Below are 10,458 nucleotides of genomic sequence, written 5' to 3'. Positions count from 1 at the left end.
GGGTTGTGCACCGGGTAGGTGCCGGCATCACCTTCTTTTTGCCGGCCGCCGATCGTGAGCAGCGCCGTCTGGACTTCGGACGGTGTTGTGGTCATTGCCGCCTCCTTCCCGGGCGTAACCCCGCTTGACCGGCTGCGGTGGTCAGGCCATGGTAGGTCACTGTGACGCAGATCTCAGACTGCCTGCGATGAAGGCGGTCGTCCTGCGGGAGGCCGGTCAGCCTTGCGCGGTGGAGGAGCTGACGTTGCGGCCGCTCGGCCGCGGCGAGGTGAGCGTGCGGTTGGCGGCCAGCGGCATCTGCCACACCGATCTGTCGGTGCGCGACGGCGGCATGCCGGCGCTGCTGCCGTGCACGCTCGGACACGAGGGCGCCGGGGTCGTCACCGAGATCGGCGAGGACGTCACCACCCTGGGCCCCGGCGACCACGTCGTGCTCACCTGGAATGTGCCGTGCCGGGCCTGCCCGCATTGTCTGCGTGGCGAAGCCCACCTGTGTCCGCAGGGCATCGGGCATGGCTTCGGCGAGCCGTACGCCGACAGTGCCGCTGGGCCGGTGTGGCCCTCGATGGGTGCGGGAACGCTGGCCGAACACACGCTGGTGCCGGCCGCGGCGGCGGTGCCGATCGATCGGTCGCTGCCGCTGGACCGCGCCGCGCTGCTGGCGTGCGGGGTTACCACTGGATTCGGCGCGGTGATGCGCAGCGCGGGGGTGCGACCGGGGGAGAGTGTGCTGGTGGTCGGATGCGGCGGCGTTGGTCTTGCGGCGATCCAAGGCGCACGGCTGGCAGGCGCGGCGCGGATCATCGCCGCAGACCGGATGGCGGGGCAGCTGCCGACCGCGGTGACCAATGGCGCGACCGACACCGTCGACGCGGGCGAGGTCGAAGTCGCTAGCGCTGTCCGCGATCTCACCGGCGGGGTGGGGGTGGACCATGCGATCGAGGTGGTGGGCGCGCCGGTGACGATCCGCGCGGCCTACGACGCTACCCGCCGCGGCGGCACGGTCACGATTGTGGGCGCGTCCGATATCGAGGAGACGGTGACGTTTCCGGCGTTGTCGTTGATGGCCGACGGCAAGACGATTCGCGGCAGCGTCTACGGCGCGAGTGATCCGGCGCGCGACATTCCGGCGCTCGTCGAGCTTGCGCTGCGCGGCCGGCTCGACCTCGAGGTGCTGGTGACGCGGCGCATCGGCATCGACGACGTCGAAGCCGCGTTCGCCGACATGGCTGCGGGCCGCGGTGCGCGAAGTGTGGTGTGCTTCAGCGAGACAGCGTGATGGCTTGCTCGGGACAGTTCCGTTCGGCGTTGACGGCTTGCTCTTCGAGCTGGCCGGAGACGTCGGCGACCCGCACGACCGAATGCCCGCAGTCGTCGGCATCGAAGACGTCGGGCGCCAGCGTGTAACACCGCCCATGCCCCGTGCAGAGGTCTGCATCGACACAGACTTTCGTCATATGCGCCGCTCCTCCTCATCGCGGCGCTCTGCATCGTCGCCTGCGCGTGTCACGTTGCCACCGCGAACCTCAGCGGCAGTGCCTCCACCGACCGCAGTGCGGCCGTGTACTTGAGCTCAGTGCCCGCCGGGATCTCGTAATCGGGTATGCGCCGGTGGAATTCGCGTAACGCCACCCGCAGCTCCATACGGGCCAGATGAGAACCCAGGCAGCGGTGCGGACCCGCTCCGAACGCGCGGTGCCGGTTCGGGTTGCGCCGGAAGTCGACGACGTCCGGGTCCGGGAACTCGGCCGGGTCGGTGTTGGCCGCGCCGAGCAGCGGGCTGACCCGCTCGCCCTTGCTGATCGGACACCCGGCGACCTCGACGTCTTGGATGGCCACTCGAGCGACTCCGGGCACCGGTGTCTCCCAGCGCAACAGCTCTTCGACCGCGCTGGGCAGGATGTCGGGCTGCTCGATAAGCAGGTGACGGTGATCGGGGTGGCGCGCCAGGTAGACGAAGAAGCAGTCGAGTGAATCGGTGACGGTATCCAGCCCGGCGATGAGGAACAGAAAGCAGATGTCCAGCACCTCCTCGCGGGTCAGCGAGTGTCCGTCCACCTCCGCAGCGATCAACGCGGACAAGATGTCGTCGCGCGGGTGGGCGATGTGGTCGTCGATGGCGCGTTCAAAGTAGTTGTAGATCTGTTCGGCCACGGGTGCGGCGGCCTTACCGTGCTGTTCGTAGCCCTGCACCCCTTCAGGGCGGATGACGCCGTCCTTCCACGCCAGGAATTTCTCGAGGTCCTCCAGCGGCAAGCCAAGCAGCTGCAGGAACACCGTGCACGGCAGCGGAACCGCGAACTCGGCGTGGAAGTCGCATTGGCCCCGGTCGGCGAAACCGTCGATCATCTCGTTGACCAGCTTGGTGACTTCCGGTTCGCGGCGGGCCATCTCACGCGGCGTGAACAGCGGATCGAGGATGCGCCGGTACTTCGCGTGCTCGGGTGGATCGATTTGCAAGGGGATCAGCGGCCGCAGGTTGCCCAGATCGAATGCATCCATGTTCGACGAGAACAGTTCGGTGTGTTTGAGTGCCATCTCGATGTCGGCAAGGCGGGTGAGCACGACCGCCTGCGGTGAGCGGAACACCGGGGTCGATTCCCGCAGCGCCTTGTACATCGGCTGTGGCTCCGCCAGACCCATCACCGCCTGATCGACGAAGCCTTCTGCGTTACGTTCTGCGGTCATGGTGTCAAGCCTGACACCAACAGGGCTAATGGGCAACAGTATGAGCAACTGTTGCCCGCTTGTTTTCAGGCTGCGTCGTGAAATATCAGTCCCAAGGCGTAGCGCTCGCCCGAGCGGACGACCGAAAGGCCGTGCCGCACCGGTGCCGCCGACCAGCCGCGGGCGCGCCGCCAGAGGCGTCGATGTCTGCGGCGATAGCTTCCCAGTCGCCGGAGTCGACGCGCTTGTGCCATCGGGTCGAGGGCATCAGTCGGGCACCGTCCTTGTGGTAAGCGATATCGACAACCTACTCGGTAGCCGCGCATGCCTCGGGCAGTTGACCGGGCGAGTGGCTGGTCGCGCCATCGCCGACCGAGTACGGTGGATGATCGCGGACGAGTTGGCCGGGCGGCCGCGGCTCGCACTGGCCCGACAGGGCCAGGTGAGTCGAGGAAAGTCCGGACTTCACAGAGCAGGGTGGTTGCTAACAGCAACCCGGGGTGACCCGCGGGAAAGTGCCACAGAAAACAGACCGCCACCTTCGCGGTGGTAAGGGTGAAACGGTGCGGTAAGAGCGCACCAGCATTCCGGGTGACCGGAATGGCTAGGCAAACCCCACCCGAAGCAAGGCCAAGAAGACCGCACCCGGTGCGGTCGCGCAGGCGCTCGAGGGTTGCTCGCCCGAGCCTGCGGGTAGGCCGCTTGAGGCACCCGGTGACGGTGTGTCCAGATGGATGGTCGCCGCCCCGCCGGCGTGTTCGCGGTGGCGGGGAACAGAATCCGGCTTACAGGCCAACTCGCCCGCCCTTGTCGGGCCCGCCGTCTGCGCGGTTAGCGGTGTATGTCGCGCACAGCTTTGTCCAGCTTGTGCAATGCCGGCTGCAGCTGCTCGCGGCAGTTCTGCGCCAAGTCGGCCTCTTGCTGGTAGAGCACCCCGTAGGTGAAGGTGTCTTCCCCGGCGGCATGCGCGGCGTCGGCCTGATGAATCAGATGCTGCCGGCTGACGACGCTGTCCTGGTGGTCGCCGAGCAGCGTCTGCACCGCCTTCGCCTGCTCTGCGACCTTCGTCGCGTTTATTGCCGCTGCGGTGTAGCGAAGTCGCTTGGCTTTCTTGCGGATTCGGTGCAGCGCCTCGTTGCGCTCCGCTTCGTCGGCCTTAGCCGCGGCCTTGGCGGCCTTTCGTACCCGTTTGTGTGCCGCCTCGATGGTCACCGGCGCCTGTTCGGGTGAACCTGCCGGGGGTTTCGTCGCCACCGCTTCCAACCCATCGAGCAGACGGAAGTAACGCTGTGAGCGCAATGCGAGCAGCGTTCGATGCAATCCGGTCTGATAGCGGCGACGAGCCTCGTCGACGAGACGCTCACGTACCCGCCCTCGCACCAGCTCTGCCGACAGCTGATCGAGTGCCTGTTGGTAGCGCTCGGCCAAGACCTCGGCGTCACGGGCGACGCCGAGCACACCGGCCAGCTCCCGCAGCTCGTCGAGAATCCACCCGCTGTCGGATAGACCGAACGAGTCCTGCGCGGCCTGCAGCAGGCTGCGGATTTTGCGGGTGGTCACCCGCATCTGGTGGACAGCATCTGTGGCATTCGCGCGCACGGCGCGGTCCCACACCAGCAGGCTGTCTACCTGCTCGGCCAACGCACGCTGCACCGGGTCGACGGCGCTTCCCCGGGAGCCGTCCTGCGTCACGCCGAGCACCCGTGCCAGCTTGGATCCATGCCGGGCCGGCACCGCCCCCGCGTCGAGCAGCCGGTTGCTCAGCCGGTCCAGCAGTTCGGCACTCGAGGCGTCGGGGATACGCAGTTCCAATTCCCACTCACGCCACCGTTGCTCCGTGGGCTCGTCGTTGGCGGCGCCAGCCGCCCACGCGGTGACCTGGTCGTCGCAGAACTCAGCGAGCACGCCACCGTCGGCGCCGTAGAGCAAGTGCACCTCGCGGGCGGTGGTGATCCGAGCGACCGGCGCCAGCGGGCGGTTCCGAACGATGGCCCGCACCACGTCGACCAGGTCGTCGGGCACATCGTGGTTGGCGCCGTCGTTCTGCGCGGTGTCCAGCGGGGCGCGGACCTCGGTGCGGGCGTCGGGACCGGCGGGCAACTTCAGGTGCCAGCCCTCGTCGGACCCACCGGCCCGCCGACGCAAGGTGACCCCTTTGGACGCCAGATCCCGACCGGGAGTGTCGAAGTACACCGCGTCCAGCACCTGCGTCGGCGACTTCTCCACCCGCGCGACCGCTGCGATGCCGTCGAACGACGGCGACACCGTCGACTCGACAACGTCGAACTTGCGTTCCACTTCCGTGTAGCGCGACGTTGCCGCGGCTGTGACGGCCATGTTCGCCTCCGAGGTGCTGCGCCGCGGTCCTGCAGAGCGGTTTCACTGCTGAGGGTGCCATATCACATGCCCCCCGCCACCGTCATACCGAATCGCCTCGTGGCTCGGTGCTGACTGCAGCGCCTCCGTGGTGTCCGGTTACGGCGGCGGCGGCGTGGTTGGCGGATAGTCCTCGGGCATCGGGGCGTAGTACGCCGGCGGCGGAGCGTAGTTGGCCACCGTGTCGGCGATGTTGGCGCACCCGCCCACCGAGACCCGCCTTCCGACGCTGGCGCAGACGGTCGCCCTGGCCGGGCCGGAAGCCTGAGCGGTGGCGAAAACCTCGCAGCCGGTGACAACAGCGAGCGCGGTGAGGATGGCCGCGGTCCAGGAGCGCCAATTCATCATCATCTTCTCCTCCCGCGAGCCGTCGCCCACGTAGTCCGATGAGCCGACGACGACCGGAGTATATCGACGTCGTGCAGCTACTGCGCGAATTAAGCTGGTTTGGTCCAACTGTCCCGGCGATGCTGCTTACCGTATGCGTGTGTAACCGCCACCGGTTACGGCTTTCGCACACTAAGGAGCTATCCATGCTGTATTTCGGCTGTGGTGCACCCCGCCTGATCGCCGGTGCGACAAGTGCAAGCGCAATCGCCGCCGCACTGCTTTTCGGCGCTGCCGGCACTGCGCTGGCGGATCCGCCAGAGCCCGCTCCGGCCCCGCCGGGCTGCACGGCTGCCGATCTGGCCGGGGTGTCGGCCGACGTTGCCGCGGGAACATCGGCTTATCTGTTCAGCCATCCCGACGTCAACGACTACTTCACCGGCTTAAGGGGTCAGCCGCGCAGCGAGATTCGCGAGGACCTGCAGAACTATATGAATGCCAACCCGCAGGTCCACGCCGACCTGCAGAGCATTCGCCAGCCGTTGACCGATCTGCAGAACAGGTGCGAATGGCAGCCTTCAGGAGCCCCCAGCACCTGACGTCAGAAACTGTGCTCGTCGGCTGGAAAGGCTCCGCTGGCCACCTCTTGGGCGTATTGCATTGCTGCCCTGCGTAATTCGCTCGCGATATCGCCGAAGCGCTTGACGAAGCGCGCGGTCTTGCCGTTGGTGAGCCCGGCCATGTCCTGCCAGACCAGCACTTGGGCATCACAGTTGGGGCCGGCCCCGATCCCGATGGTCGGGATGGTCAGCTTGCCCGTGATTTGGGTCGCCAGTTCCGCCGGAACCATCTCCATCACGACGGAAAAGGCGCCGGCTTCCGCGACCGCGATGGCGTCGGCGACCGTCTGCTCGGCGGCGTCACCGCGACCCTGCACCCGAAATCCGCCCAGGCTGTTGACGCTTTGCGGGGTGAATCCGATGTGCGCCATCACCGGGATCCCCGCTGCAGTCAGCGCGGCGATCTGGTCGCGGACCCGCTCGCCGCCTTCCAGCTTGACCGCGTGCGCGCCGCCCTCCTTCATGAACCGGGTCGCCGTCGCCAGCGCTGCGGCGGGTCCGGCCTCGTAGCTTCCAAACGGCAGGTCGGCGACGACGAGCGCGTGCGGTGCGCCCCGCACCACACCGCGAACCAGCGGGATCAGCTCGTCGATCGAGATCGGCACGGTGGTGTCGTAGCCGTAGACGACGTTGGCTGCCGAATCACCGACCAGCAGCACCGGAATACCGGCGTCGTCGAAGATGCGCGCGGTGGAGTAGTCGTAGGCGGTCAGCATGGCCCACTTGTGGCCATCGGCCTTCATCTTCTGCAGATGGTGGACGCGCGTCTTGGCTCGCGGTGCTCCCGTGGCGGGCGAGGTCCCCCCGTAAACAGTGTGCTCAGACATCATTGTCCTTGAGTGGTCGTCGGTTCGATCCTCGTGGCCTGGTCGGGTCCCCGGGTTCGTTGGACAGTCCCAGTGTGCCATTTGCGACAACAGCTACCCAGAGCCGGTCTAGTGTGGACTTTGTCACACCGCCGGTCATTGATCGATCCGGGTGCCGCAGCGTTACCCCGGACATACCATCGCCCCATGCAACGGCTCAGCGGACTCGACGCCAGCTTCCTCTATCTCGAAACCCCCTCACAGCCGCTGCATGTCTGCTCGATCCTGGACCTCGACACGTCCACGATGCCGGGCGGCTACACCTTCGACCGGTTCCGCGACAACTTGTCGCTACGGATGAAGGCGATGCCACAGTTTCGCGAAAAGCTGGCCAACAGCCTGCTGAATCTCGACCATCCGGTCTGGGTGGACGACAAGCACTTCGACATCAATCGGCACCTGCACCGCATCGGGGTGCCGCCGCCGGGTGGGCGGGCAGAATTGGCCGAAATCTGCGGCCATATCGCGTCATTGCCGCTGGACCGCAGCCGGCCGCTGTGGGAGACATGGGTCATCGAGGGTGTCGCCGGCACCAATCCGCGACAAGACGGCCGCTTAGCGGTGATGACCAAGGTTCACCACGCCAGCGTGGACGGTGTCACCGGCGCCGAACTGATGTCGCAGCTGTCCAGCACCGAAGCAGACGCGCCGCCACCGGAGGCTGTGGACGGTGTCGGCGACGCCAACCAGCTCGAAATTGCACTGAGTGGGCTGGCCAGGTTCGCCAGGCGCCCAGTGCAGTTGGTGAATGTCTTGCCGAAAACCCTGTCTTCGGTGGTGGAAACGTTGGCTCGGGCACGCATCGGATTGGCCATGGCGCGTCCGTTCGCGGCGCCGCGAACGGCATTCAACGCTACCGTCACCGGCAGGCGCAATATCGCCTATGCGCAGCTGGATCTCGACGATATCAAGACCGTCAAGAACCACTTCAACGTCAAGGTCAACGACGTGGTGATGGCGCTGGTTTCCGGGGTGCTGCGCCAATTTTTGCTCGACCGCGGCGAACTGCCCGACTCGTCGTTGGTCGCGATGGTGCCGGTTTCGGTGCACGGCAAGTCGGATCGGCCCGGGCGCAATCAGGTTTCGGGCATGTTTTCCCATCTGGAAACCCATATCGCGGACCCCGCAGAACGTCTGAAGTCCATTGCCGAGGCGAATTCCGTTGCAAAACAACATAGTTCGGCGATCAGTGCCTCGTTGCTGCAGGATTGGTCGCAATTCGCGGCGCCGGCGGTGTTCGGCCTGGCGATGCGGGCCTATGCCAGAACCAGTCTGACCAGGAATCGGCCGGTGCACAACCTGGTGATCTCCAATGTGCCGGGACCGCAGACTCCGCTGTACTTCATGGGTTGTGAAGTCAAGGCGATGTACCCGCTCGGACCGGTGTTCCACGGCTCGGGCCTCAACATCACGGTGATGTCGCTGAACGGCAAGCTCGACGTCGGAATCATTTCGTGCCCGGATCTACTGCCGGACTTGTGGAAGTTGGCCGACGACTTCGCGGTCGGCATGGAAGAGCTGCTACTGGCGGCCCGTTAGCCGCCACGGCGCGCAGGCTAGCCCGAGCGTGCGGACGTCGCATGGCAGCATGGTTTGTCATGGACCTGCCTCGTTGCGAGAAGATCGCGCGCACCACGCTGATCGTGATCACCGCGATGGTGCTGGTCGCCGGCTGCACGCGGATGGTTCCCGGGCGGGCGGTGCAGGCCGGGCCGAAGATCGGGCAGCCGCTGCAGTGGGGAGCGTGCCATTTTCGCGGTGGCAGCTCGGTGAAGGTTCCGCCCGGCGCCCAGTGCGGCAAGATCGCCGTACCGGTGGACTACCGCCACCTCGACGGCGCGTCCGCGACCCTGGCAATGATGCGATTCCCGGCCACCGGTGACAAGATCGGCTCGCTGATCATCAACCCCGGCGGTCCCGGGGAGTCGGGCATCGAGGCCGCGGTCGGCGTGGTGCAGGCACTGCCGCCGCGGGTCCGCGAGCGGTTCGACCTGATCGGTTTCGATCCCCGCGGGGTGGCGTCGTCGCGGCCCGCGATCTGGTGTAACTCGGACGCCGACAACGACAGGCTGCGCGCCGAGCCGCAAGTCGACTACAGCCCCGCGGGTGTGGCGCACACTGAGGGCGAGACCAAGGACTTCGTCCAGCGCTGTGTGGACAAGATGGGCAAGGAGTTCCTGGCGAACGCCGGAACCGTCAACGTCGCACGCGATTTGGACGCTGTCCGCAAGGCCGTCGGCGACGACAAACTTAGCTACCTGGGTTACTCGTATGGAACCAGGATCGGGTCGGCCTACGCGGAGGCCTACCCCAAGAACGTCCGGGCAATGATCCTCGACGGTGCCGTCGACCCGAATGCCGATCCCATCGAGCAAGACCTGCGCCAGGCCAAGGGTTTTCAGGATGCGTTCAACGACTTCGCCGCCGACTGCGCGAAGACGCCAACCTGTCCGCTGGGCACCGATCCCGCCAAATCGGTTGACGTCTACCACAGCTTGGTGGACCCACTGGTCGACCCGGCCAACCCGATGGTCAGCAGGCCGGCGCGCACTAGCGATCCGCGCGGGCTGAGCTACAGCGACGCGATCGTCGGCACGATCATGGCGCTGTACACGCCGACCCTGTGGCGTCATTTGACCGACGGCTTAACCGAGCTGGCCGACCATCGCGGCGACACCCTGCTTGCCCTGGCCGACATGTACATGCGCCGCGACCCGCACGGTCACTACACCAACGCCAACGATGCCCGCGTCGCGATCAACTGCGTCGATCAGCCTCCGGTCAAAGACCGGGCCAAGGTCATCGACGAGGACCGCCGATCCCGCGAAATCGCACCGTTTATGAGCTACGGCAAGTTCACCGGCGACGCGCCGTTGAGCGCCTGTGCGTTCTGGCCCGTGCCGCCCACCACCAAGCCGCACGTCATCTCCGCGCCGGGGCTGGCGCCGACGATGGTGGTGTCGACGACCCATGATCCGGCCACTCCGTACAAGGCGGGAGTGGACCTCGCCAAACAGCTCGGCGGCGCGCTGCTCACCTTCGACGGAACCCAGCACACGGTCGTCTTTCAAGGCAACCGCTGCGTCGACGACTACGCGACGGCGTACCTGGTCGGTGGCACTGTGCCACCGCCGGGCGCGAAGTGCTGACCCTGCTGCCGATACGTGATCAACGTGTGATCGTTTGGCCGCCACGGTGACCGGCGCACCATGCGACGATGACAGCCATGGGGCGCATGAGACATCTTGGCTCAGCGCTGCTTCCATTCGCGCTGGTTGCGGCCGTCGGCGCCGGATCGCCGGCCGGCGCCACCCCGGAATCCGGCGCCGGCCCGACTCCCGGTTCGGCGGTCCCACAGCCGCCGGCTTTGCAGTGGGGCAGCTGTGCGGCGTTAGTCGACGACACCAGTGAGATCCCCAGCGCTCGCTGCACCACGGTGGCGGTGCCCGTCGACTACGACAATCCCGGCGCCGCCCACGCCCAGCTCGCGGTGATCCGGATTCCGGCGACCGGTCAGCGGCTCGGCTCGCTGCTGGTCAACCCGGGAGGGCCCGGGGCGTCGGCGGCCGACAGCGTCGCCAGCATGGGCGCGGCGTTGGCAG

At 66.7% G+C, this 10,458-nt stretch carries 9 protein-coding genes, 1 other RNA gene and 2 pseudogenes (1 of these 12 cut by a window edge); 6 read left to right on the top strand and 6 right to left on the bottom strand.

Features of this window, described 5'->3' with window-relative positions:
- The first annotated feature begins 187 nt into the window (after positions 1-187).
- Positions 188-1,279 carry a Zn-dependent alcohol dehydrogenase gene (locus ACFE99_RS16420; protein ID WP_375487102.1) on the top strand — a complete coding sequence of 364 codons (1,092 nt, stop codon included), beginning with the start codon at positions 188-190 and terminating at the stop codon, positions 1,277-1,279.
- On the opposite strand, the gene ACFE99_RS16415 is transcribed toward ACFE99_RS16420, so the two are convergent.
- The 3 genes and pseudogenes from ACFE99_RS16415 to ACFE99_RS16405 all read right to left on the bottom strand — a co-directional run.
- The gene (locus tag ACFE99_RS16415; RefSeq protein WP_375487100.1) at positions 1,263-1,457 is read right to left on the bottom strand and encodes a ferredoxin; all 195 of its coding nucleotides are present in this window, start codon (positions 1,455-1,457) and stop codon (positions 1,263-1,265) included. The genes ACFE99_RS16420 and ACFE99_RS16415 overlap by 17 nt on opposite strands.
- Positions 1,458-1,506: 49 nt before the next feature.
- Positions 1,507-2,688, bottom strand: a complete 1,182-nt coding sequence (locus tag ACFE99_RS16410) for a cytochrome P450 (RefSeq protein WP_375487098.1) — start codon at positions 2,686-2,688, stop codon at positions 1,507-1,509.
- 65 nt (positions 2,689-2,753) lie between these two features.
- A pseudogene (locus tag ACFE99_RS16405) lies at positions 2,754-2,858 on the bottom strand (2OG-Fe(II) oxygenase); the annotation flags it as partial.
- Positions 2,859-3,063: 205 nt separating this feature from the next.
- On the opposite strand from ACFE99_RS16405, the gene rnpB reads away from it, so the two are divergent.
- An RNA gene (gene rnpB, locus ACFE99_RS16400) (RNase P RNA component class A) lies at positions 3,064-3,471 on the top strand.
- Positions 3,472-3,498: 27 nt separating this feature from the next.
- Here rnpB and ACFE99_RS16395 read toward each other — a convergent pair.
- Positions 3,499-5,004: a CHAD domain-containing protein gene (locus ACFE99_RS16395; protein ID WP_375487096.1), complete on the bottom strand. Its 1,506-nt coding sequence runs from the start codon at positions 5,002-5,004 to the stop codon at positions 3,499-3,501.
- Between the two features lie 138 nt (positions 5,005-5,142).
- Positions 5,143-5,421, bottom strand: coding sequence for a hypothetical protein (locus ACFE99_RS16390; protein ID WP_375487094.1), 279 nt, complete (start codon positions 5,419-5,421; stop codon positions 5,143-5,145).
- A gap of 155 nt (positions 5,422-5,576) precedes the next feature.
- On the opposite strand from ACFE99_RS16390, the gene ACFE99_RS16385 reads away from it, so the two are divergent.
- On the top strand, positions 5,577-5,969 hold the full coding sequence (locus ACFE99_RS16385; protein ID WP_375487092.1) for a heme-binding protein: 393 nt from the start codon (positions 5,577-5,579) through the stop codon (positions 5,967-5,969).
- A gap of 2 nt (positions 5,970-5,971) precedes the next feature.
- Here the strand turns inward: ACFE99_RS16385 and panB are convergent, their stop codons facing one another.
- A complete protein-coding gene (gene panB, locus ACFE99_RS16380) occupies positions 5,972-6,817 on the bottom strand; it encodes a 3-methyl-2-oxobutanoate hydroxymethyltransferase (protein WP_375487090.1) in 846 nt (281 codons plus the stop codon).
- A 186-nt stretch (positions 6,818-7,003) separates the two neighbouring features.
- Between panB and ACFE99_RS16375 the strand changes: the two genes are divergently transcribed.
- From ACFE99_RS16375 to ACFE99_RS16365, 3 genes and pseudogenes are all read left to right on the top strand, one after another.
- The gene (locus tag ACFE99_RS16375; protein WP_375487088.1) at positions 7,004-8,395 is read left to right on the top strand and encodes a wax ester/triacylglycerol synthase family O-acyltransferase; all 1,392 of its coding nucleotides are present in this window, start codon (positions 7,004-7,006) and stop codon (positions 8,393-8,395) included.
- Between the two features lie 59 nt (positions 8,396-8,454).
- Positions 8,455-10,005, top strand: coding sequence for an alpha/beta hydrolase (locus ACFE99_RS16370; protein WP_375487086.1), 1,551 nt, complete (start codon positions 8,455-8,457; stop codon positions 10,003-10,005).
- 68 nt (positions 10,006-10,073) lie between these two features.
- Positions 10,074-10,458, top strand: a pseudogene (locus tag ACFE99_RS16365) (alpha/beta hydrolase) (its annotated part continues 1,019 nt past the right edge of the window); the annotation flags it as partial.

The organism is uncultured Mycobacterium sp., from assembly GCF_964249325.1.
In the GTDB taxonomy this organism is placed as follows: domain Bacteria; phylum Actinomycetota; class Actinomycetes; order Mycobacteriales; family Mycobacteriaceae; genus Mycobacterium.
The sequence above is the reverse complement of the archived record's forward strand: the minus strand, read 5'-3'. Positions and strand labels throughout refer to the sequence as shown.